The 23,506-nt window shown below is 27.9% G+C and carries 23 protein-coding genes; 21 read left to right on the top strand and 2 right to left on the bottom strand.

Annotated elements, in window-relative coordinates:
- Positions 1-261: 261 nt before the first annotated feature.
- Positions 262-660, bottom strand: coding sequence for a hypothetical protein (locus tag LLF98_RS11100; RefSeq protein ID WP_291703553.1), 399 nt, complete (start codon positions 658-660; stop codon positions 262-264).
- A gap of 332 nt (positions 661-992) precedes the next feature.
- Between LLF98_RS11100 and LLF98_RS11105 the strand changes: the two genes are divergently transcribed.
- From LLF98_RS11105 to LLF98_RS11115, 3 genes are all read left to right on the top strand, one after another.
- Positions 993-1,721, top strand: coding sequence for a hypothetical protein (locus tag LLF98_RS11105; RefSeq protein WP_291703555.1), 729 nt, complete (start codon positions 993-995; stop codon positions 1,719-1,721).
- Between the two features lie 512 nt (positions 1,722-2,233).
- Entirely contained in the window at positions 2,234-2,845 is a 612-nt protein-coding gene (locus LLF98_RS11110; RefSeq protein WP_291703557.1) for a metal-dependent hydrolase, read from the top strand.
- Between the two features lie 176 nt (positions 2,846-3,021).
- Positions 3,022-3,615, top strand: a complete 594-nt coding sequence (locus LLF98_RS11115) for a DUF4362 domain-containing protein (RefSeq protein WP_291703559.1) — start codon at positions 3,022-3,024, stop codon at positions 3,613-3,615.
- A 247-nt stretch (positions 3,616-3,862) separates the two neighbouring features.
- On the opposite strand, the gene LLF98_RS11120 is transcribed toward LLF98_RS11115, so the two are convergent.
- A complete protein-coding gene (locus LLF98_RS11120; RefSeq protein ID WP_291703561.1) occupies positions 3,863-4,498 on the bottom strand; it encodes a hypothetical protein in 636 nt (211 codons plus the stop codon).
- A 351-nt stretch (positions 4,499-4,849) separates the two neighbouring features.
- Between LLF98_RS11120 and LLF98_RS11125 the strand changes: the two genes are divergently transcribed.
- The 18 genes from LLF98_RS11125 (at position 4,850) to LLF98_RS11210 (ending at position 23,487) form a co-directional block, all read left to right on the top strand.
- Positions 4,850-5,467, top strand: coding sequence for a hypothetical protein (locus tag LLF98_RS11125; RefSeq protein WP_291703563.1), 618 nt, complete (start codon positions 4,850-4,852; stop codon positions 5,465-5,467).
- A 423-nt stretch (positions 5,468-5,890) separates the two neighbouring features.
- Positions 5,891-6,529 (top strand): HD domain-containing protein, encoded by a 639-nt coding sequence (locus tag LLF98_RS11130; RefSeq protein ID WP_291703565.1) that lies wholly within the window; start codon positions 5,891-5,893, stop codon positions 6,527-6,529.
- 7 nt (positions 6,530-6,536) lie between these two features.
- Positions 6,537-6,704, top strand: a complete 168-nt coding sequence (locus LLF98_RS11135) for a hypothetical protein (RefSeq protein ID WP_291703567.1) — start codon at positions 6,537-6,539, stop codon at positions 6,702-6,704.
- Between the two features lie 22 nt (positions 6,705-6,726).
- Positions 6,727-6,918, top strand: a complete 192-nt coding sequence (locus tag LLF98_RS11140; protein WP_291703568.1) for a hypothetical protein — start codon at positions 6,727-6,729, stop codon at positions 6,916-6,918.
- A gap of 238 nt (positions 6,919-7,156) precedes the next feature.
- Positions 7,157-8,131, top strand: coding sequence for a hypothetical protein (locus LLF98_RS11145; RefSeq protein ID WP_291703570.1), 975 nt, complete (start codon positions 7,157-7,159; stop codon positions 8,129-8,131).
- A 200-nt stretch (positions 8,132-8,331) separates the two neighbouring features.
- Positions 8,332-9,852 (top strand): type I restriction-modification system subunit M, encoded by a 1,521-nt coding sequence (locus LLF98_RS11150; RefSeq protein WP_291703572.1) that lies wholly within the window; start codon positions 8,332-8,334, stop codon positions 9,850-9,852.
- A gap of 28 nt (positions 9,853-9,880) precedes the next feature.
- Positions 9,881-10,141, top strand: coding sequence for a hypothetical protein (locus LLF98_RS11155; RefSeq protein WP_291703575.1), 261 nt, complete (start codon positions 9,881-9,883; stop codon positions 10,139-10,141).
- Positions 10,142-10,160: 19 nt separating this feature from the next.
- Positions 10,161-11,414: a restriction endonuclease subunit S gene (locus LLF98_RS11160; protein WP_291703577.1), complete on the top strand. Its 1,254-nt coding sequence runs from the start codon at positions 10,161-10,163 to the stop codon at positions 11,412-11,414.
- Between the two features lie 73 nt (positions 11,415-11,487).
- A complete protein-coding gene (locus tag LLF98_RS11165) occupies positions 11,488-13,455 on the top strand; it encodes an AAA family ATPase (RefSeq protein ID WP_291703579.1) in 1,968 nt (655 codons plus the stop codon).
- Between the two features lie 25 nt (positions 13,456-13,480).
- Positions 13,481-16,663, top strand: a complete 3,183-nt coding sequence (locus LLF98_RS11170; RefSeq protein WP_291703581.1) for a type I restriction endonuclease subunit R — start codon at positions 13,481-13,483, stop codon at positions 16,661-16,663.
- A gap of 163 nt (positions 16,664-16,826) precedes the next feature.
- Positions 16,827-17,504 (top strand): hypothetical protein, encoded by a 678-nt coding sequence (locus LLF98_RS11175; RefSeq protein WP_291703583.1) that lies wholly within the window; start codon positions 16,827-16,829, stop codon positions 17,502-17,504.
- A 157-nt stretch (positions 17,505-17,661) separates the two neighbouring features.
- Positions 17,662-18,399 (top strand): SprT family zinc-dependent metalloprotease, encoded by a 738-nt coding sequence (locus tag LLF98_RS11180; protein WP_291703585.1) that lies wholly within the window; start codon positions 17,662-17,664, stop codon positions 18,397-18,399.
- On the top strand, positions 18,399-18,998 hold the full coding sequence (locus LLF98_RS11185) for a PIN domain-containing protein (protein ID WP_291703587.1): 600 nt from the start codon (positions 18,399-18,401) through the stop codon (positions 18,996-18,998). The genes LLF98_RS11180 and LLF98_RS11185 overlap by 1 nt, the downstream gene beginning before the upstream one ends.
- An 18-nt stretch (positions 18,999-19,016) precedes the next feature.
- Positions 19,017-19,253 carry a PC4/YdbC family ssDNA-binding protein gene (locus LLF98_RS11190; RefSeq protein WP_291703589.1) on the top strand — a complete coding sequence of 79 codons (237 nt, stop codon included), beginning with the start codon at positions 19,017-19,019 and terminating at the stop codon, positions 19,251-19,253.
- Between the two features lie 91 nt (positions 19,254-19,344).
- Positions 19,345-20,232, top strand: coding sequence for an ADP-ribosylglycohydrolase family protein (locus LLF98_RS11195; protein ID WP_291703591.1), 888 nt, complete (start codon positions 19,345-19,347; stop codon positions 20,230-20,232).
- Between the two features lie 615 nt (positions 20,233-20,847).
- The gene (locus tag LLF98_RS11200; RefSeq protein WP_291703592.1) at positions 20,848-21,363 is read left to right on the top strand and encodes a hypothetical protein; all 516 of its coding nucleotides are present in this window, start codon (positions 20,848-20,850) and stop codon (positions 21,361-21,363) included.
- 63 nt (positions 21,364-21,426) lie between these two features.
- A complete protein-coding gene (locus tag LLF98_RS11205) occupies positions 21,427-22,017 on the top strand; it encodes a hypothetical protein (RefSeq protein ID WP_291703593.1) in 591 nt (196 codons plus the stop codon).
- A 567-nt stretch (positions 22,018-22,584) separates the two neighbouring features.
- Positions 22,585-23,487, top strand: a complete 903-nt coding sequence (locus LLF98_RS11210) for a hypothetical protein (protein ID WP_291703594.1) — start codon at positions 22,585-22,587, stop codon at positions 23,485-23,487.
- The last annotated feature ends 19 nt before the right edge of the window (positions 23,488-23,506 follow it).

Raw genomic sequence — 23,506 nt, forward strand, 5'->3', positions numbered from 1 at the left:
CCTGTGGATAAGTAGGGGTTTTAACATGTTTTTTCTTTCGAAACTTTTTTATCACTGGATTTGAAAGAGGTGCGGTTAGCCTTGATGGAATAAGGGGTTGGAGGTGGTGGGGGAAGTTCGAAACTATTTTATTAGGGAACATAGATAAGAAAGAATTTTTTAAAATAAAAAATTCTTTCTTACAGGATTAAGGGATAATTTTAAATTGTTTAAGTAGAAGAATAATATATAACCAAAAAATTAGCGACAAATATAATTATATTAACATTTTTGTGATAAATAATACTTATAAAGTCTTTGCTCATCTACTAAATAGCATCTATTTAGTTCACAATTATCATTTTTCCAAAGTTCTCTATATATTGGTTTTTTATAAAATAATTTATAGTCCCTTCTTCTAATAAATCGTTGTTTTATAATATCAGCTGATTCGCACCCTATTGCATATCTAATTTCTAAGGAAAAGGTCATATATCTATTACCATAAAATTGCTTAATAATTGTTGCTAAAATAGTCCTTAGCCCAATTTTTCTGGCATGGGGAAAATCTTCTGAATATACGTCTTCAGTGAATAATATAGTATCACCTAATGTAATTTCATCTGCAATAATTAAATCTCTTTCTATAAACTGTTTAAATTCATCATAATTTATACTCATTTTTAATACCTCTTATTATCATAGCTTGTATATTTAGTAGTAGTTTTTACAAAAAATATCTATTGTATTCATACTGGAAAAAGTTGAGAAAACCGAGTGATGTTAATAGCTTTATGCAACTTATCCTTTAAATCTGAATACTGAAAGTATTCTCAGTGGTAGTGCATAAAATCGATATACATTTATATAGCAAAAAGCTACAATATAAATAAAGTACCTATGGGAAAAATTTGAAAAGATTGAGTGGCAATTTATATAAAGTTGACTATACAGGTATAAAATCAGAATTGATAATTTGATTAAATTTATAGAATATGGAGGATTATATTAATATGAAAAAATTAAAGGTATTACAATTAACAGATGCAGTTGGTGGAGAACTTGATTATTATTCTAAACAACTTGAAACAGCTATAGAGGGGAAGCATATATCTGAAACTTACTATTTCTTAACAGACAATAATATTTTAATAGATATTGATAAAGATATCGATACTGAAAACACAGAGATTAAAGAAGCTATAGCATTGGGAGCAGTAATAAAAATAATGTATTTTGTTGAAGATGAGTCTTTCTCAGACCATATTTATGATTTTAATACTATAGGAGTTTGGGATGGTGTTGAATATGCAGAAGAACATGGAATAGTTTTTGAAAATAAAGAAGATGCAGTAAAATATGAAAAATATGTTTGGTTAGTTAATGATAAGGTAGAAGTTAATGGATATGATGTTATAGAAAAAGAAAATGCAATAAGAATAGTTGAAGAAACACCGGTTAAAGAGATAGCGGAACTTTTGATTAACAAACAAAAAAATAATGAATCTGGGGCAATATGCTATCTGGATTTAGAAATAGGAATTATAAAAGTAGTAGAAGATACTCATAAATTAGAAGAAACCAATATTATAATTGCAAAACTATATAGAGATAAAATATTTAATGGTGATGCAGTTGAAGGGGAATACGTTAAGGAATATAATAGCGCAATTATAGCAAGTATGTTGAAGTTGGATAACTTTAGACAAGCTGTTGAAGAATTTTACAATGAGTGGGAATAGTTATCTGGTTGTAAAAGTTCTGCAAATTATATTAAATTCGCAGAGCTTTTATTTTAAGTAACTTTGAATTTAAGCACAATTGTCTACAAAATGCAAGATTGTTGTGGTCAGTAACTAAAGATTGTTGATTTTGATAAACCTTGATGAAATGTTGATAGAGAGCAGGAATTTTGATAGGGTTAAGGTTGTCCGTTGCTAAAAAAGTTTCGAAAAAATAAAGCTATATGTATGACATAAAGACGTTCATATGTAGGGCTTTTTTGATTGCTTTTGAAAGACAAACCTGTTTAGGATTAAGGGATAATATTTAATTAGGTATGTAAAACATAGAAGCAGTTATAATATATTTATGAATATGCTAAGGAATGATATAATCAATCAAGTAACACAAAAAATGAGATTAGAAAAAGTTAAAGTAGTTATTTATAATATTTTGAATGCAAAAGGAAAGAGAATGTGAATATAAAATATGAACAAATTGTAATTACCGAATAAATAAGGGGGCGATAGATATGACAGGAAAAACACATATGGCAGTTGGCGTAGGAATAGCAACATTATTACTTCCTACAAATGATGCAAAAACTATTATTGGAGGAACTACATTATCATTAATTGGTTCTTTGATAGTAGATATAGATACTGCTAAATCAAAAGGTGCTGTGCTTCTTAAAGAAGCTTTTGGAGGTGCTATAATACTTATGATTTTAGGAGTAATTCTTAAAACAAAATTTAATATTAGTGTTTTAAACTATATAACTGAAAATAAAACAATAACGCAAATGTTTCCTGCATTAGCGATATTAGTAGTAGCATTAATAATAGGTAAGTTTTCATCACATAGAGGATTTACACATAGTCTGATTGGTATTGTAGCATATACGGTTCCGGTATACATGTTGGTGGGTTCTTTATATACATGGTTCCTTATAGGATATATAGCTCACATATTAGCTGATATGTTGAATAAAAAAGAAGTTAGACTATTATATCCATTAAAGAATGGAATATGTTTAAAACTATGTAGTGCTGATGGAGTAGTTGATAAAATACTTTTTATTAGTTTTATAGCTATAATAGTATTAAAATATATTAATGCTTTGAATATAATACATAATACTTAGACAGGATAAAAGTTAACATTTGTAAAGTATTGTGTATATATATTAAGTTATAACCATAGTAAAATAAATTAACCTTCTATTGCTAAAGACATAGTTAGGGAATTTTTATTAGTTTAATTTTTTTGATAAGTCAATAAAGTTCTCCAAATTATATCTGAATAACTGGAGGGATTTACTTGAAAATAGAATCTATAATTATAACAATTGCACTATTATCAATATCGACAGCAATACAAACAATAGAAAACAACAACAATACACTAAAACAACCAATACAAAAAGTAAATATTATATCAACTCTTACACCTAATTTATTGGATAAAACTGATGTTTTAAATAATAAATCTTTAAGTTATAAAAAAGCAATAAGTAAAGGAGATATTGTAGAAATTTCATCTCTTGATTTGGTATCAAGTAAAACACATAATGATACAAAAATTTATAATATTAACAACCTTGATGATTTTATGGAAAACATTAGAAATGGAAAGAAGGATGCAATTCGTATTGTGAAATATGCATATGAGGGTGGTAGTACATGGGTCAATAAATTATATGATTTAGAGTATAATGGTAAAAAAATAAAGTATATTGTGTATGATACGTATTTAAATCCTAACGAGTTCATACCATCTGAGCCTTCTTATTATGATAAAATAATAAGAAGAGACTATCCAAATGATTTATGGTATGGAATCTGTTCAGTAAGTAATAAAGGGGATGACTGTGCAACATTAATTAGTTTAAATAAAATCAGTATAGTTAAGTAATTATTTAAGAATTCATTTGAAAGTTATAACATTTAATAAAAGTTGAAATTATGTAGATGCGTAGACTCATTCTTAAAATATGAAGCAATAGTTATTGATAACGTTACTAATAACTTATCAATAATACAAATAAATTAGCCTATATCTTAAATTACTAAGTAAAATAAGATATAGGCTTTGTATTATAGGTGAAAATACCACTTATATACTTTTAACAACAGATGGCTTTTTGTAATCAACTATATTTTTAGTTTTTATTGAAAAATTCATATAAATAGTCAAAGAGAAAGTCTGAATCTGCTTGTACAATTTCACCTTCTGAGCTAAACATATAAAAAATTTCTGGGGTTATTACTACTGTTTTATTTCTATCATCTATGTTACTAACAAAATCCTTATTCATAGCATTAATAAGGCTGTTATCTTTGTTTAAAATTACAAGCAATGTACCAAAGGTAGAATTAATGTATTCATATTTTTTAGCATCAAGGCTAAATTTTCTGCTTTTTAAACATTCTTTCAAAGAATCTAAAAAGTTGATAACAATTAATTTAAATAACAATCTATTATCTTTAAAATCATCTGGGGTTTCTTCCTGTATTATTGATTCATCATTTTTTACATCATAGTCAACTTCATTAAATTTATTAACTGGTTTAAAAAAGGTTCTGCGAGAGTCTTCTTTTTTAGGAATATGAATTTTTACAAGTTTACTATAACTTAAATAGTTGCTTATATACTCTTTAAGAGATTCTATATCATTTAGAGTTTTTTCTTTTTTCGAATTATCATCAATATTTCTAAAAATTTCTTCTAATCTTTCTTCCATAGTTTTTCTTACTTTTATTGCTTCAGCTGATACGTTAGCATCTATATATATCATCAATATTACCTCCTAATAATGGATTATATTCAATAGTATACATTATTTAACAAAATAAATATACAATTTATCTTATAATATCAAAATATTTCAATTGTAAATGTTTTTTAGTATAAAAAGAATGATTTAGTCTTAAAGAATAAGTATATTTATCCCTTGACGCTACAAAAAAGAGGTAAATCCCTCTTTTTTGTTCATGTTATATAGTCAATATCAAAATAGAAATATTTTATAAACAACGTATACTATATCAAAAATTGCATAAACTAATTTATTTATATAAGATGAATATTTTCTGTTAGCTTAGTAAACACTAATCTTGATAAAATACATAAGATGAGGTGAAGTGATATGGAAAAATTACCAGAACTGCAAGTGCCAAGCATTGGATATCCTAAAGGACGCAAAAACAAGAAGACTAAAATAAAAATTTTTGAAATAGATAGGGTTTTGGGGAAGGAATGCACCTGTAAATTGCATGAGCCTAATTCAGAACATGGTTGGTGGCTTCCACTAACTGAATTTTACGAAAGAGGGAAAGGAAAATACCAACCAATTTGCAAGATTTGTAGTAAAAAAATAGCAAACATAAACAAACGCAGAAAGTGGTACTATTATCATTTGAAACGTACCATTTATACGGGAAAGAAAAGGGGGTTGGATGTTGTTGATATAGATAGATTAGATAAAATAGTTAGACAATGTTGGATAGAACAAAAAGGAAAGGATTTCTTTACAGAAGAGTCTATTAAGTTAGGGATGGGGACCAGAGGCAATAATGGAGATGTTTTTTCGATTGACAGAATTAACAGTAATTTAGGATATATTAGTGGAAATATATGTATCACAACAAATGATACTAATACTAAAATGAAAGCAAGGTTGGAATATTATATAAGAAAATATGGATTAGAAAAAACAGAAAAAATAATATTTAAAATGTTAGATGGTATCAAAACTAATTCTTAATATTTAAATTTTGGAATAGAACTAAGGATACAATATTCTTAACCAATTTATATTAAAAAAATAGAATTTAAATGGTGCCTTTCTTATTAGTTATGCAGAGCTTTTACGTAACTATATTGATAAGAGGAGTTGGAAAGCTTAATGTAATATTATTGGATGTAGATGATATTGTAATAGCTATAATAAATTCAAAATGAATAAAACAAAAATAATTTGATTTTTAGCATAAAAGAGCACTAATTTGTGCTCTCTTTGATTTTATAAATTCATATTATATAGTCAATAAAAATATAAAAATATTTTATAAACAACGTATAGAATGTTCAACGGTGGTAAATAATAAATAAGTTATAGGTATGTATAGAAATCTTTATATTCGCGCATAATACTATCAGAATAATAAATTAATATGAGGTGAGTATAATGAACAATGATATAGAAGCACTTATAAAAGATAGATTGTTATCAATTAGAAGAGATGGCATAGATGAATTAGTAAAATACTTAGAAGAAAAAACTGATTATTTTACAGCGCCTGCATCAACTAAATTTCACAGTAATTTTGAAGGTGGATTAGCAGAACATTCTCATAATGTTGTTGAATTATTTAAGGAGAAAAATGAAAGATTTTCATTAGGAGTTTCAGATGAAAGTATTTACATAGCTGGATATGCACACGATTTATGTAAATGTAATATCTATAATAAGGGATTGAAATTGAAAAAAGACCCAGTAACTAATAAATGGGTAGCATATGAAACATATATAACAGAAGATTTGGTTCCGTTAGGTCATGGCGAAAAGAGCTTAGCAATTCTACAACAATTCATTAAGGTCTCTTTAGAAGAGAGCTTAATGATAAGGTGGCATATGGGTGCTTATGTTTCTAAAGAAGATTTGAAGACTTTTATGAAAGCTAAGGAAATTTGTAAATCAGTATCAGCATTTCACAATGCAGATGAAGAAGCCACAGTTTTCTTGGAAAGAATAGAACCAGAGAAAGTACATACTGTTGAGGAATACAATGAATTCATGAGAAAAAAAGCAATGAGTGAGGTTTGATATAGCTATGGATGAATTATATGAAGCAATAAAAAATGAGCTACATGAGTACACTATAAGGGGTGTTGAGCCGGATTATGAATGTATAGGGGAAGCCCTTGAAGTAAGTAGTGATTATGTGGAGAATGTAGCAGAAGATATAAAATCTACTTCTTGGATTCCAAGAAATAGATAGAATTAAGGGGGAAATAATTTTAATGATGGAAAATAATAATATGTATTCAAAAGAAGGCATTGATGTTTTATTAAAAAGAATTAAGGAAATGAAGTTTGTGATAGATGACTATAGAATGATTTTAGCACAGCTTGCAATATCATGCGGATGGGATAATGAACAAATTGGAAATGTTATAGGTGTTGATTCGGAGACTATAGAACACTTGAAATAGGGGAATAGAATCAAGGAGAAATAATTTTAAAATAAAGCTCTGTATACAACTGCTTAGTATGTATGCAGAGCTTTATTTATAAAAAATTGTCGTTTATTAAATAAATAAGAATAAAAAGATAAAAATGTAGTATATGTTATTAATTTACAATGAGAATAAAAAATACTATACTAAAATAGTGATATAAAGTACAAAAATTGACAGTATTACAAATTAATCTATCTAAGGGGGACTGTTTATGGAGAAACATATTAATTTGGAGGACTATGGGTTTAAATCTTATAAGAAAGAAAATCTTGAAGATATTGAAAAAGCGTTAGAGAAGTTTCAAATTGAGAAATTAGGTCTACAAGTAAGTATTGATATTTTAAATGACTTAGGGAGGAACATTGAAAACTTATATGTTTATTGCTTAAAGGAAAATTACAAAGTTCACCTTTTAACTAATAATAGAATTTATTTTGATGGAAAGTTTATTTTCGATTTTCAAGAAGCACCATGGATTATGCTTACTATGAATAATGGAACAGAAACAGAAACAGTAGAAGAAAAAAAAGAGAAACTTAAATGTAAATTTCTTGAGAAAGAAAAATTATTCTACGAATCATGGGAAGATGAATTTTTGGGGATTAACTGCCCATATGATATGAGACCTATTGCATATTTGATTTTTTATAAATATGGTAAAATGTCAGATGAAGAAAAATATAAAAATTTTATTGAAATAATGTGGGAAATAAAAAGACCAATTATCGATATGCCAAACGAAATAGTAAATGATATGTGTAATATTATTCCTAAAGAGATATCAGAAAATGCTAAAAATAATCCATTAGCAGATGAGAACGGATATATAAAGGTATATAGGGGAATAAATGGATTAAATAAGGATGAAAAGCAAGGTATGTTGTGGACAACCAATAAAGAATTCGCTGAGTCCTATGTTTTTGCAGATAATACATTAACAAAAGGTAAAATAGCTACTGGATACGTGCATGTAAAAGATATTTTATTCGATGGTAATAGAGATAAAACCTTCATTTATGGTTATGAGAGTGAGGATTTAGAAGATGGTGCTACTGAATTCATTGTAAAACCGGGAAGTGTAAAAGATATAACATTTGAAATTGTAGAAAATTATGACGTGCCTTTAATTACAACTGAAATAGTGCATAAAGCTTCTTTGGAAAATAAACCGATATATTTGGGTTAGTGTTAAATAAAAATATTATATACATGTAAAACTCCTATTAACTGATATGGTTAAATAGGAGTTTTTTATTAATATTATAAACTTCCTTAAATCTAATTTATATAGACAAAAAAATGCAAAAATGTGGTAAACTAAAATGTATAGATTATCATAACGAATATACTAAAATAATGGATATAGATTGACGAGGAGATAAGATTATGGAGAAATTAACATTACAAAATTTAGAGGGTGTATTGTGGTCATGTGCAGATATTTTAAGAGGTGAATTATCGGCCGCAGAATATAAAGATTACATATTTGGATTATTATTTTTAAAGAGATTAAATGATGAATTTGATGAAGAAAGAGAAATTAGAAATAAGGAATTTGCTGAGCAGGGAATGGTTGCAGAAGAAGTGGAAATGCTGTTAGATGATAGTTCTATTTATGAGACTTTTTATGTACCTGAAAGTGCAAGATGGAGTAAGCTCAAGAATTTGAATTTAAATGTAGGACCAGAGTTAGATAAGGCTTTTAAAGCATTAGAAGATGAGCCTAAAAATGCAGAGCTTATAGGAGTTCTTACTACAGCTAACTATAATGATAAAGAAAGAGTTCCAGACAAGAAGCTTTCACAACTTCTTTTGTTACTTGATACTATTAATCTTGCAAACTCTAATCTTGAATCAGAAGATATATTGGGAGATGCTTACCAGTATTTAATAAAACAATTTGCAGATGAAGGCGGGAAAAAAGGCGGAGAATTTTATTCTCCAACAGAAATTGTTAAAATAATGGTAAATATTTTAAAACCACAAGAAGGTGATAGAATCTACGACCCAACTTCTGGTTCAGGTGGTATGCTTATTCAATCATTGCAATACATAAAGAATCAAGGTGGAAATTATAAAAACATATCTTTATTTGGTCAAGAAATTAACCTTTCTACATGGGCAATATGTAAGATGAATATGTTATTCCATGGAGCTAAGGGTGCAGATATTCAAAAAGGAGATACAATTAGAGAACCTAAACATACAGAGGGTGGAGTTTTAAAGACATATGATAAGGTATTGGCAAATCCTCCTTTTAGTTTGAGTAACTGGGGATTAGAAGAAGCAAGTGCTGACCAATATCATAGATTCCCATATGGAATACCACCTAAATCCTATGGAGACCTTGCTTTTGTATCTCATATGGTAGCAAGTCTAAATGTAAAAGGTAAGATGGCGTCAGTAGTGCCTCATGGAGTTTTATTTAGAGGTGGAGCAGAAGGAAAGATAAGAGAAGGTTTTTTAAAGGATGATTTAGTTGAAGCTATAATTGGATTACCACAAAATATATTCTATGGTACAGGTATTCCTGCGGCCGTTATAGTGATTAATAAGAATAAGCCAGAAGATAGAAGAAATAAGGTTTTATTTATAGATGGAAGTAACGATTTTGTTAAGGATGGAAACAAGAATAGAGTAAGAGATGAAGATATAGACAAAATAGTTAAGGCTTATGATGAATATATAGATGTAGAAAAGTATGCAAATGTAGTTGATATAGAAGCTATAAAGGAAAATGATTATAACCTAAATATCAGTAGATATGTGGATACAAGTGAAGAAGAGGAAGAGGTAAATATTGAAGCAGTTATTGGGGAGATAAACGATTTAAGAGTAAAAGAAGAAGAGATAGGATTAAGGTTGAATGGTTATTTGAAAGAATTAGGGTTTGAAGAAATAGAGTAGGATTAAGGATGTCGGGGGTTAAAGGCATATGAATAGTATAGATATAGGTAAGATGTTTTACGAACCCTTAATAAATGGATTCTTAATGGTATTTAAGGTGTTTTGGGCTACAAATGAATTTAAGTCTGCTGTAATTGGAATTCCATTATCAATAATAACATTTAGAATTGTTGGAAGAATTTTTAGTTATGGTAGAGCATATGGAGTATTGTTTGGAAGTATAGGTGGAAAAATACTTTATTATTTGATTAATACTTTCCTTGTTTGGTTAGTTATGAAGATAATATAGAGAGAGCGGTGGCAGAATAGTGGAGAAAGTTAAAGATGGATATAAAATGACAGAGTTAGGTGAGATACCTGTTGAGTGGGATTTTATAGATATAGATACAGTTTCGGAGTTTGTTGGCAGTGGAGTAACACCTAAAGGTGGACAGAGCGTTTATAAAGATGAAGGTATACCTTTTATAAGAAGTCAAAATGTTTATCCAGAAGGATTGTTTTTAGACAATGTAGTTTATATAGATGAAGAACAAAATGAAAAAATGAAAAGAACTCAAATTAAAGATAAAGATATACTGTTAAATATTACAGGAGCTTCTATAGGTAGATGTACAGTAGTACCTATTGGATTTGGTAGAGGAAATGTAAATCAACATGTATGTATAATAAGAGCTGTTAAAAAAGCTGACCCAGAATACATAAGTATTTTTATAAATTCAGAAATGGGGAAAAAGCAGATTGATTCATTTAATGGAGGTTCAAGCAGAGAAGGATTGAACTTTCAACAAGTTAGAAGTATAAAGGTTTTTATACCAACATTATGCGAACAACAAAAAATATCATTAATTCTATCATCAGTAGATGAAAAAATAGAAAATGCTGATAATCTTATAGAAAAGACAAAGGAACTAAAAAAAGGGCTTATGCAGAGGCTTCTTACAAAAGGGATTGGACATGATAGATTTAAGGATACGGAGATAGGTAAGATACCAGAGGAGTGGGGAATTAAGGAATTAGGAAGTTGTGTAGATATAAGAAGTGGAAATTCTCCAAGCAACTTTAAATTGAATGATGAAGGAGAGTATCCATTTTATAAAGTAGATGATATGAATTATACTGGGAAATATTTAACCAGAGCTAAGGTTTGGTTTGATATTTGTAATTATGAGTTGATGACAAAAGGAATGGTGGTTTTTCCTAAAAGAGGTGCTTCAATATTTACAAATAAAGTAGCAATATTAAGCAAAGAAGGATATTTTGATACAAATGTAATGGGCTTAAATTGTAAGGAAGGTTTAGAAAATGAATTTTTATTTTATTTATTGAAATTCATTGGATTACAAAAATTTGCTGATACAACTGCTGTTCCACAGATAAACAACAAACATATAAATCCTTTGATAATTCCGATACCATCATTTAATGAACAAAAGCAAATAGCTTCAATACTATCCTCCGTAGATGAAAAAATAGAGCAATATGAATTTAGAAAAGAAAAACTTCAAGAACTTAAAAAAGGACTTATGCAGAAACTTTTGACAGGGAAGATTAGAGTTTATTAATTCAAGCCGATAAATTACTTATATGATAGATATTACTATACTACATAAATGAAAGGTTAAATATGGAATAAAAATGATAGCTGGATTATTTTTAAGGCATTACAAGATATATCAAGGTCTTTATTTTATACCTATTTGTAATGATTACAATAATAAGTATTCTGAATTCATAGGAGATAATGGTGTGGGAAAAAGCTCAGTATTAGAAGCACTTAATACTTTTTTTAATAATGAATATTGGAATAAAAATAAATTTGGAAAAAAAGATGAAGCGTTTATAGCACCAATATTTTTGTTGAAAAAGGATGAAATAGAACAAGAATTAAGTTATCTTACAGATGTATTAAAATTTATTGAATTTTTAAGTGATTATTTTTGGAATGTATCATCAGATGCAAATGCAAATTTATCTTCAGATGAATTTAAAAGATTCTTTGAATTTCGAAATAATCTTAAAGAAGAGTATGGGAGTGAAAAATATTATTTATTTATTTTAGGTATTGAATACGAAAATAAATCAAAAGTGAATTTTATCACTTTTAATAGAGATGTGATGGAGAAGAGGCCAGATGAATTAAGAAATTTTGAATACAGTTGTTTAATTGATGTTATGAGAAATATGTATTCATATGTATATATACCCACACAAACAGCACCAAGCCAAATACTTAAAATTGAGGGTAAAGAATTACAGGAATTAATGAATACAGATATTTTGAATAAAATAGATTTAATTTTAAATGAAAAAAATTTCAAAGATGGGAAAAAAGCTATAAGTGTTATTGATTTTTTAAATAACTCATTAAATGAATATATGGATTCAATAAATGAAACAATTAAAAAAATTGATGATGAATACGCTTTTAAAGTGGAAGGAACGTATAAAAAAAATCTTACATCAAGTGATGTCAGAAAAAAAATTTTAGAGGCTTATTTTTCTATAAGAACATTAAAGAAAGATAAACAAGAAGTAGAAGAGTTAAGTTCAGGAGAACAAAGAATAGCATTAATTGATATAGCTACAGCATTTCTTTTAAATAGTGATACTACTCATAAAAAAATAATTTTTGCAATTGATGAACCTGAAAATTCGTTGCATATATCAAAAGCATTTAACCAATTTGATAGACTTGAAAGTTTGAGTTGTAAGCACCAAATAATGATAACTACTCATTGGTATGGTTCTCTTCCAATCACAAATAAAGGTTGCTTACAATATTTAGAAAAAGTAGAAAGGACAAAAAGGATAAAACTATATTCGTTTGATTTTAATAATTATTTTGAAAGCAGGAGAGGTTTTCCAGAAGATTTAATGATAAAAAGTTATTTTGAACTAACTTCATCCATATTAAGTTCCATGAGAGCAGATAAAACAAATTGGATAATATGTGAAGGAAGTGATGATAAGTTATATTTAGAATATTACTTAAAAGATATAAAGAATTTAAAAATTTTTAGTATAGGTGGATGTGGAAATGTAGTTAAGTTGTATAAGTATCTTTATATACCTTTTTCAGAAAAAGATGAATCTAAATACTTAGAAAGTAAAATTTTATGTATTATAGATAGCGATGATGAATTAAAAACTATAGAATTACCTAATATGACAACAAACAAAAAATTAAAAATTGTACGAATACAGAATGATAGAGAGAATAAAGTTGAATTCAAAAAATTAGATGGGAAGGGACAATACTATTCTACTGAGATAGAAGATTGTTTAGAACCTAAAATTTTATTTGAGGCATTAACCAAAACAATAAAAGAGAATGGTTCTGCTGAACAAATTAGTGCTTTAGAAGATTTTGAATTTAATAAGAATGCTAATACAGCAAGAGTAAAAGGGGAAGCTATATATACAATATTGAAGCCTAAAAAATTAGAAGCATTATATAATAAGATTTATATTGATAAATTCATAGATGATTATAGATTTAAGTACCTAATTGCAGAAAATTATATTTGTATTGCCAATACTATAGGAACTAATTTAAAACCTAATTTGTTTAATTTAGTTGAAGAATATTTTAATGTTGAGTAAATTGTGATAGGAAGTAGATGATATTATGAGTTATTTAGGTAATGAAGAAACACTTGTAGAGTTACCAGCAATAGAATATATCCAAAATAATTTAAAATATGATTTTATTCATGGAAAAGAATTAACTCCAGAAAAGGGAGAAAGAGCTTCTTTAACAGAAGTAATTCTTGCGAAAAGACTTGAAAAAGCCTTGAAAAGATTAAATCCATGGATAGATGAAGGTAACATTAATAAGACTATTAGATTTTTAAGTAGACCAGAGAATTTAGGGACAAGCTTATTAGAAATAAATGAAAAGCTTTATGACACTATTGTAGATTTAAATTATACAGTAGACCAAGACATTTACGGTAATGGTCAAAAGAAGCCTCAAACTGTTAATTTTATTGATTGGGATAATGTAGACAATAATGACTTTTGGGTGACAAGACAGTTTGAAGTTAAAACTTTTTCGGGAAAATCCATATACCCTGATATAGTTATATTCGTTAATGGAATACCTGTTGTGGTTTTAGAATGTAAATCTCCTTTTTTAGAAAAATCTAAAAATGAAAATATAGGAAAAAAAGAAGCATTTGAGCAACTTAGAAGGTATATGAATGAAAGAGATAGTAATGTTTTAGAAGGTAATCCAAGGCTTTTCTATACAAATTTCTTTACTGGAATAATGAATAAGTATCATGCTTATGTTGGCACAATTAGTTCTAAGTATAATCATTATTTAGAGTGGAAAGACGCATATCCGATTAATAGGGATAAGGTGCAAGATGTAGAGGATTTTGGGCAGAATTTATTTATTCAAGGTTTGCTTGAAAAGAAAAATCTTCTTGATATTATGAGGAACTTTTTATTGTTTGAAGCTGATAATGGAGTTACTGTTAAGAAAATATGTAGATATCAACAGTTCAGAGCTGTTAATAAAGCTATTATTAGGATGAATGAAGGAAAAGATTCATTATCACGGGGCGGAGTTGTATGGCATACACAGGGGTCGGGAAAATCTTTAACAATGGTAATGTTGGCAAGAAAGATAAAGAGAACTAAAGAACTTTCAGATGCTACTATAGTAGTGGTAACAGATAGAATAGATTTAGATAAGCAAATATATGCTACTTTTATAAGAACTCTATCTAAAATTACTACACCAGTAAGAGCCGATAAAATTTCTGTAATGAAGGAGCTTTTATCTCAAGCTCAACCAAAAATTATTATGACAACTATTCAGAAGTTTGAGAGTGAAACAGAAGAACGAGAAGTCATTGAAAATGGTAAGAAAGTTAATAAGAAATTTATTGTTCCTTATCAGGTCTTAACTACAAAATCCAATGTAATTGTACTTACAGATGAAGCACATAGAAGTCAATATAAAGATACAGCTTTAAATATGAGAACTGCATTGCCTAATGCAACTTTTATAGGATTTACGGGTACGCCAATAGATAAAGAGGACAAGTCTACTCCAAGAACTTTTGGTGGTTATATAGATAAATATGGTATTAAGGAAGCAGTTGATGATGGAGCTACTGTCAAAATAATATATGAAGGAAGAATGCCACAGCTTCATATTAAAGGTGAAAGCTTAGATGAATTATTTAATGAAGCTTTTGATGATAGAAGTGATGAAGAAAAAGAAGCTATAAAACAAAAATATGCTAACAAAAAAACTATTATTGAAGCAGATGACAGAATTAAGGATATTGCAATAGATATGCTTAAACATTATAGAGATAATATATTGCCTAATGGATTTAAGGCACAAGTAGTATGTGTAAGCAGGGAAGCGTGTGTTAAATACTATACAGCTTTAAGGGATAAAATGAAGGAAATAATAGGTGAGGAATTAGAATGTAAGGTTATTTTTTCGGGAACGTTAAATGACCCAACTCACTTAAAAGAACATTTTACTACTAAAGCAGAACAAGAGACTATAATTAATAGGTTTAAAGAACCAATTGAAAAAGACAAGCTTTGTTTCATTATAGTAAAAGATATGCTTCTAACAGGATTTGATGCACCTATAGAGCAAGTGATGTATCTTGACAGAGCATTAAAAGAACATAATTTACTACAGGCCATTGCCAGAGTTAACAGAACATGTACTATGGAAGTTAACAGGAATAAGGATAAAAAAGACAGTATTGTAAAGCAATGTGGTTATGTTGTGGATTACTATGGTGTTTCAGATTATTTAGAAGATGCTTTAGCTATATTTGATAAGGAAGATTTAGGTGAACCAATGCAACCTATGGGCGACTTATATAAGGAAATGCTTTCTTATAGAGAAGATATTATGAATATGTTTAAGGGAAAAGATAAAAATAACCTTGATGAATTAATAAAAGTAGTAGAACCAAAAGATATAAGAGCCGAGTTTGAAATTGGATATAAGCGTTTTTCAAGTGCAGTAGAAGCTTTACTGCCTTCACATATTGGAACAGATATACTAAATGATTTAAAGTGGCTTGGATATATTAGAGCAGGAGCAAAAGCTAAATATAGTCCGCAAGATGAACTCGATATTGGTGATTGTGGTGAAAAAGTAAGAAAAATAATTGAAGAGCATTTAAAATCTCTTGGAGTTATTCAGTGGATAGAACCAATTACACTATTTGAAGATGATTTTAAAACAAAGATTAATACTTTAAAATCAGATGAAGCTCAAGCTTCTGCTATGGAACATGCTGTAAAACATGCAATCAGTGTTAAGATGGATGATAACCCAGTGTTCTTTACAAGTTTACTTGAGAAGCTTCAAAAAATATTGGATGAAACCAAGAATGATTTTATTGAGAAGAAAAAGAAGCTTGAAGAATTCATTGAAAAAGAAGTAGAAAAAGGTACAAAATCTCAAGCTGAAAGTTTGGGATTAGACGAAAAAGAGTATGCTTTTTTTGAAGTTGTAAAAAAATATATTGTTGATGAAGGCATAGAAGAAAATGTAGTTAAGGAAGAAGCAGAAAGTTATATAAGTAATGATATTATAGAGCTATCTAAAAAGATTGCCATAGATGTACGTAAAGCAGTTGAAGAGAATTATGTAGTAGATTGGACTAATAATCAAACAAAAACGGCTGATATTGAAAGAGCAATATTCATGTTACTTAATAAGAATTATTTTAAACAAATACCACTTAAAAGTAGAAAAAATATGACACAACCATTGTTAAACTTAGCAAAGACGCATTTTTCAGTAATTGTGCCACAATAGTAAAATTTTATGAAATAATTAACTTTTGAATTGATAATTTAAAACCATATTTTGTTGAAATATTTATAAATTGGTATAGCATATATATGTACTTCATTATTGTTGAGATTTGTAATAACCATAATTTTAGCCTAATGTTTATCTTAGATTGAGGAGGCATTAAATGAAAGAGACATTTGAAATTGCAAGTGCAGTATTAATAAGTTTAGGCGGAGGTGGAGCAATTGTATTTGCATTATCAAGTTGGTTAGGAAAAGTATGGGCTAACAGAATATTAGAGAAAGAAAAGAAAACATATCAACTTGAAATAGAGAGTTATAAATCACAATTATCTATCAGCTTAAACAAAATAAATTCAATAAATGAAAGAACATTACATATATCTAAAGTTCAATATGACAAAGAATTTGATATTTATCAAGATATATGGGAAAAATTGCATGACTGCATTGTTGCCACTCTAAATTTATACCCTACTTTTGAAAATGTTCCAATAAATGATGATAAAAAAGAAGAGTTGGCAGAAAAGAAATATCATGATTATGCTGAAAAATATAATTTATATTCAAGAACTATTGATAGGTATGCCCCATTCTATAGAGATGATTTGTATCAAAGCTTTGTTTTGATACGAAATAGTTGCTCAAAAATGGGTGTTATATTCAAACGCTACAATTTTGATATAAAATATAGTCTGTCATATGCACTCGTAAAAAATAAAGAAATGTCTCCAGAAGAAGGGGAAGAAGTATATATTAGAATACCAAAAGAATTAGCAGATAAGAGGAATGAGCTTCAGACTAAAATTCATGAGTATCTTAAAAAGTTACAGGTTTTTTAGAATTAATAAATGTTAATTCACGGTGTACCAATCAAGATTTTATAGTTACTACAATCTTGTAATTTAATAAAGGATTAAAAACAACAAGGAAGAGTTATAAGTAAATTCAAAGCTTACGACTTATCCCTTAAAACTGACGAACGTTGGGGGTTAGATGATGAAATTGGAGTTAATGTATGGAACAACAAATATAGCATTTCATGTAATCTTTAAAAACAGAAAGACTATGGAAATTGCTGTAGAACCACCTAATAATATTACTGTTACTGCTCCAATTGGAACAAAAGAAGAGGAAATACTTAAAAAAGTTGAGAGCAAAGGAAGTTGGATTATTCAAAAGATTTATTCCTTTAAACACATGAACTATATGCCTATTCAAAGGGAATTTGTTAATGGAGAATCCTTTATGTACTTAGGAAGAAATTATTCTTTACAAATAGAATTAGATTCAGAATCTGATTCTGAATCAGGTTCAAGGGGTAAGAATCCAAAAGTGAAATTATATAGAGGCAAATTTATAGTTAAAGCAATGGATAAATATGAGGAAAATATCAGAAAAGCTATGGAACTATGGTATAGGGATAAGGCTAAAGAAGTAATAGAGTTAAGGGTTAAATATTATCAGAGTTTTTTTAATATAGAGCCTACTGAAATCAGAATTAAGGAACAGAAGAAGAGATGGGGAAGCTGTACATCAAAAAATGAATTGTTATTTAATTGGAGATGCATTATGGCTAAATCAAATGCTCTTGATTATATTGTAGTCCATGAGATGTGTCATATGTATCATAAAGACCATTCAAAAGAATTTTGGGAGCTTGTTGCTTCTGTATTACCTGATTATGAAGTAAGAAAAGAATGGCTGAAAAATTATGGTGTTAGGATGGATTTATAATGAAAAGATTGTTTATAGTAGATACTGAAAATACTAATAATTATAGCTTTATAAGTGAAAATAAATTAACTAAAAGTGATAGTATCGTTTTATTTATAAGTAATAAAATGAAGGGCATAAAAGATGATGGATGCTTAGAATTATTTAGTACTAAAGCTAAAATATTAATAGAGAAAGTTGAAGTTGGAGAGAAAAATTCATTAGACTTTCAAATAGTTGTGTATGTTTCTGAAAGAACATTTAGAGGAAGATATGATGAAGTTTATATTGTATCTAATGATTGTGGATACAAACAAGCGATAAATTATCTAAACAGCAAATTCAACAAAACAATAAATATTATTAATTATAATAAAGTATCTGAAAATATAGAGGTAGTTAGTGAAATTGCAGTATCACAAGTAAATGAAAATATAGGAGAATTGATAAAAGAATCAATTCCTAAAATTGAAAGAAAAGATATAACGAAAATAATTAATATAAAGAATGAAAGCTCAACTATAAATGATTTTCATAATAGAATGAGAAACTCATTTGGAAATGAGTTGGGTAGAGAAATGTATTTAAAATTAAAATCAAATATAAAAAACTTATTTTAGAATAGGAGCAGAGGTATTATGGCAGATATAAAATTTGATATTATTAAGAACATTGGAGTTTTATCAGAAGGTGCTAAAGGTTGGAAGCGAGAAGTAAATTTAATTAGCTGGAATGATAGAAAGCCTAAAATTGATATTAGAGATTGGGATGAAGCTCATGTAAAAATGGGTAAGGGTATCACATTAAGTAGTGATGAACTAAAACAGTTAAAAGAAATTTTCAATCAAATTGATATTGATGATTTAGAAAAATAATAGGTTTAAGGGACAAAAATAGGAGGTTTAAGGGATATGAGAATGTTAAAGTAATTCTTATATCCTTAATTCTATTATTATTGGAGGTTTTATGGAAAAGTATTCACGAATTTTAGGCGGTTTATTTGGAGTTGCTTGTGGTGACGCTCTTGGAGGAACTTTGGAGTTTTTAACACAAGAAGAAGGTAAAAAGAAATATGGATATTTAAAAGATATTATTGGCGGTGGATATTGGGATTTAGATGCAGGAGAAGTTACAGATGATACTATGATGACCATTGCAGTTGCAGAAGGTATATTAGATAATCCAGAAAATCCTATTAATTATATTGGTGAAAGATTTATGAAATGGTATTTGAGCAAACCAAAGGATATAGGAGAGATAATTGAATTTGCGTTAAAAGAATATAGCAGAAGTAAGGATTGGTCAAAGACTGCAAAATTTGTACATGATTACAGTAATGGCATGAGTGCAGGAAATGGTTCTTTAATGAGATGCATTCCAGTAGCCCTAATTTACGATAATATTAATAAGATGATTGAAATCACAGAAAAACAATCTAAGCTAACACATTGGGACGAAAAAGCTACAAGAGCTTGTGTATTTTACAACAAATTAGTTAATAAATATATAAATGACGGTTCTAAGATTCCTGTAATTAGAGATGTTATAAAAGAATATCCAGAGTATAATGTAGTTTTTAAAATGTCGAAAGAGGAATTAAATCCAAGTGGATATGTAGTAGATACAATGATATGTTCATTATGGTGTTTTATAAATACTACAACATTTGAAGATGCAGTTTGTGAGGCAGTGAATTTATGTGGGGATGCAGATACAATAGGTGCAATAACCGGTGGATTAGCAGGAGTTTATTATGGATTTGAAAATATACCTGAAAGATGGAGAGAGAGAATAGGTTTAAGGGATAAGCTGATGGAGATTGCAGGAAAAGTACAGGAATTGAAATCAATATAATTTTGTTGCGACCGCACTGATTATTTGTACAGAATTAAGGGATAAATAAATATTAGGGTTAAGGGATAAAGGATTAAGAAAAACAGAATTAAAATATTCAAGATTAAGATAAAAACAGGGATAAGGGGCAAAAGATTTATCCCTTAACTTTGTTGCAAACTATTTTTATTGAAATTATTGTAATTAATTCAATAAAAGGGGTTTACATAATATGAATATATTGGTATAATGATATCAGAAAATCAAATTTAATACTTAAGTAATATATGTTTAATGAGATTTTCTTTAAAGGTAGAGATTTTAGGGAAATAAAAAAGTGAATATAGAAAAAGGATTATTTGTATAGTTACTTAATATTTATTATTTTGTAACGAAGGTTTATTTAATTAAAGGTAAGACGATTTGCACAGAAATCAGTCTACCTATAATAAATAGGCCTTTTTTTTGTTTTATTTATTATAGGTAGACCAATTAATTTCTTTAAACATCAGAATAAATCCTAAAATCTTTATCTGCACAAACAGAGGTCATGTGACTATTTTTGCTACTGAAATTTTAGTTAGTAGCGAAGCTAAATTAATATTATAAGAATTTAAAATCAGAGGAGTGATAATTATGCTAAATAAATTTGAGATAGGTAAATTATATAATGAAGGCGTAACTAAATATCAAGAAGGTGTTATTTTTGATATTGATGATAATGGATGTAATTTGATAATACGATTTAATACACCTTCAAATAATGAAATTCAAGCAATTAAGCAAGGTAAAATTAAAATTGGATACTATACCGAAGGAGAAGCAATATTTATGCTATTCAAATTTGAAGGAATCAACTGGATTGATGCACCATATTCAGTTAAGTTATCGAAAAACCTAACTAAAATTGAGCAGATAAATGATGGACAAGGGTTAGTGATTAATATATATTTGATAGACGCGAATACAGGTATATTAAAATCCATCAGATTGGTTGGCTTACCAACCGCTTTTTCAAGAAAACTTAAATTAGCTATAGAAAAACAAATGTCAATGTCTTTTGAAAATTATAATCAAACAGTTAATACAATATACAGGAAATACACTACAAAAAAACTTGTTGATTATGCTGATTTAATTTGCAATGCATAAACGCATTAAGTTGAATTGAAAGGAAATTTAAATAATTTTAATTTAAGTTTAGGAGGAAATAACATGAATGGATATTTTGAAAAATTAGAAAAAAATGCTAAGGAAAACTGGTCAAATATTATGAGAATAGATGGAATAACAAGTTGTTATACTGTACAAGAATTTTATGCAGAAATGCAAGCACATAAAGAGGAAAGAGATAGAGCTAAAACTTTAATTGAATCAAAAATCCCAAGTATTATGACGGTTGGAAGTATGTTTAATGGAGGGATATGTAACTATTTCATTATAAATGATATGTGTTATGGAACAGTTTGTGAAAAATGTAATTCTACTGGGGCAGTAATATTGATATCAGATACAAATAATACAGTAAATTGGGACGAAAAAATACTGTTACCAAGCCTTGAATATTATTACGTTTTAGGTATTGGAGCAGATGACATAGAGTTAATAAAATATCCACCAATTCCTGTTAACTACAAAACAGATTACTGGTATTGTCCTTATTGTAATGAAATGCATAAATTCAAATATGATAGCATGTTTGGGCTAAAGTATGACCAAGAGGTAATAAAAATGGATATAGATATAAATAAGTATTTAAAAAAGGACAGTGATTTAATTCGTTTGGAACAAATAAAAAAATATTAAATAAATGAATATATAGGAATTTAACTTAAATTCCTATATATTCATTGGAAAAAAGAAATAGTTATTAAAATTTAAAATAAAAATAACCAAAACGAATAGTAGACGCAGGAATAAATTATGATTTTTGATAAAGTTTAAAAAAGAGAAATAATAATATTGAAAGATACAGAAGAAATAGATGTATATGAGGATGCGGTTCCAATTTATGATAGCGAGATTGATTTGACGAAAGTATTTAAGATAGAGATTTTAGGAAAATGAAAAAAATAAATATAGAAAAAGGATTATTTGTATAGTTATATAACATTAACTGTTTTGTAACGAAGGTTTATTTAATTAATGGAAGACTATTTTTAAAGTCATTGGTCTACCTGTAATAAATAGACCTTTTTTGTTTTTATTATAGGTAGACAACTTAATTTCTTTAAACCTCAGAATAGAGCTTAGAATTTTATAATGATACTCAGGGAAGTTATATAATTATTTAAACATTTATAAATTTTATAAATAACTAAGTAAAATAAAGAGAATTATAAAAATATTAAAAATTCGAAGGAGTATAAAAATATGGGATACAACATTTATTATGAAGGAATTGTAAATATAGATAAGCCATTAGATGATAGAACTTATGAAATAATTATGGGTTTAGTTAAAACAAGAAGGATGATATGGGATGCTAAGAAATTAGAAGAAGATGGCATTGCAAGAAGAGAGGAAATAGGAAATGCAGGAGAGTTTTTCTTTGGTATAGAGGGATTAATGGGGAATAAATTAATAGAATTTGAAGAAAAGTATGTAATTGACCACAATCGTCCTCCAATGCAACAACCTGAATTGTGGGGCGTTTGGAACGTTACAGAAGATAGAATTGGGTTAATATGGAATAGAAATGAAAAATCATATGGCGGCCACGAGTGGTTACAATATATAGTTAAGAAAATATTGGTGCCGAGAGGGTATTATCCAAGCGGTACTATAAATTGGTTTACTGAAGAAAATATGTTTGATAATGAATGGCATACCGTTGTAGAGGGTAATTCTGTTAGAAAATACAGAGGGTATAGTAATAAGGAAAAAGAACCAGATATCAATGCTTGGGATGAAGAAGAAATAGAGCTATATGAGAAATATCATCAAGAATGGATTAAGAATCTTATAAATAAGAAGATAGAATTTCTTCATGAAAGCTTAGCTTGCATAGATGACAACACAACTTCAAAGAAGGTACTTTCATTTAATATTTATTTTGAAAATAATATTGTACAAGCAGTTTTTGATAGAAAAAGCATTTGTAAGGCTCAGTACTTATATTTAAATTTGAGAGAAGAGAATGGAATTATAATTTCAGATGAAGCTCTTAATAAAAATAAACTTATTAAAGATGCTGATAAATTAAAGGAAATACAAATAATTATTGAAAAATATATATCAGAAACACCAGATTACCTTGAAGATTCAATTAGATGATTTAGAAGTTAAAAATTAA

This window comes from Clostridium sp., assembly GCF_021372645.1.
Taxonomy (GTDB): domain Bacteria; phylum Bacillota; class Clostridia; order Clostridiales; family Clostridiaceae; genus Clostridium.

Excerpts from the sequence above, each read along its gene's own strand:
- LLF98_RS11100 (WP_291703553.1), bottom strand. The coding sequence starts at position 660 with ATGAGTATAAATTATGATGAATTTAAACAGTTTATAGAAAGAGATTTA.
- LLF98_RS11105 (WP_291703555.1), top strand. The coding sequence starts at position 993 with ATGAAAAAATTAAAGGTATTACAATTAACAGATGCAGTTGGTGGAGAA.
- LLF98_RS11110 (WP_291703557.1), top strand. The coding sequence starts at position 2,234 with ATGACAGGAAAAACACATATGGCAGTTGGCGTAGGAATAGCAACATTA.
- LLF98_RS11120 (WP_291703561.1), bottom strand. The coding sequence starts at position 4,498 with ATGATATATATAGATGCTAACGTATCAGCTGAAGCAATAAAAGTAAGA.
- LLF98_RS11125 (WP_291703563.1), top strand. The coding sequence starts at position 4,850 with ATGGAAAAATTACCAGAACTGCAAGTGCCAAGCATTGGATATCCTAAA.
- LLF98_RS11130 (WP_291703565.1), top strand. The coding sequence starts at position 5,891 with ATGAACAATGATATAGAAGCACTTATAAAAGATAGATTGTTATCAATT.
- LLF98_RS11135 (WP_291703567.1), top strand. The coding sequence starts at position 6,537 with ATGGATGAATTATATGAAGCAATAAAAAATGAGCTACATGAGTACACT.
- LLF98_RS11140 (WP_291703568.1), top strand. The coding sequence starts at position 6,727 with ATGATGGAAAATAATAATATGTATTCAAAAGAAGGCATTGATGTTTTA.
- LLF98_RS11145 (WP_291703570.1), top strand. The coding sequence starts at position 7,157 with ATGGAGAAACATATTAATTTGGAGGACTATGGGTTTAAATCTTATAAG.
- LLF98_RS11150 (WP_291703572.1), top strand. The coding sequence starts at position 8,332 with ATGGAGAAATTAACATTACAAAATTTAGAGGGTGTATTGTGGTCATGT.
- LLF98_RS11155 (WP_291703575.1), top strand. The coding sequence starts at position 9,881 with ATGAATAGTATAGATATAGGTAAGATGTTTTACGAACCCTTAATAAAT.
- LLF98_RS11165 (WP_291703579.1), top strand. The coding sequence starts at position 11,488 with ATGATAGCTGGATTATTTTTAAGGCATTACAAGATATATCAAGGTCTT.
- LLF98_RS11170 (WP_291703581.1), top strand. The coding sequence starts at position 13,481 with ATGAGTTATTTAGGTAATGAAGAAACACTTGTAGAGTTACCAGCAATA.
- LLF98_RS11175 (WP_291703583.1), top strand. The coding sequence starts at position 16,827 with ATGAAAGAGACATTTGAAATTGCAAGTGCAGTATTAATAAGTTTAGGC.
- LLF98_RS11180 (WP_291703585.1), top strand. The coding sequence starts at position 17,662 with ATGAAATTGGAGTTAATGTATGGAACAACAAATATAGCATTTCATGTA.
- LLF98_RS11185 (WP_291703587.1), top strand. The coding sequence starts at position 18,399 with ATGAAAAGATTGTTTATAGTAGATACTGAAAATACTAATAATTATAGC.
- LLF98_RS11190 (WP_291703589.1), top strand. The coding sequence starts at position 19,017 with ATGGCAGATATAAAATTTGATATTATTAAGAACATTGGAGTTTTATCA.
- LLF98_RS11195 (WP_291703591.1), top strand. The coding sequence starts at position 19,345 with ATGGAAAAGTATTCACGAATTTTAGGCGGTTTATTTGGAGTTGCTTGT.
- LLF98_RS11200 (WP_291703592.1), top strand. The coding sequence starts at position 20,848 with ATGCTAAATAAATTTGAGATAGGTAAATTATATAATGAAGGCGTAACT.
- LLF98_RS11205 (WP_291703593.1), top strand. The coding sequence starts at position 21,427 with ATGAATGGATATTTTGAAAAATTAGAAAAAAATGCTAAGGAAAACTGG.
- LLF98_RS11210 (WP_291703594.1), top strand. The coding sequence starts at position 22,585 with ATGGGATACAACATTTATTATGAAGGAATTGTAAATATAGATAAGCCA.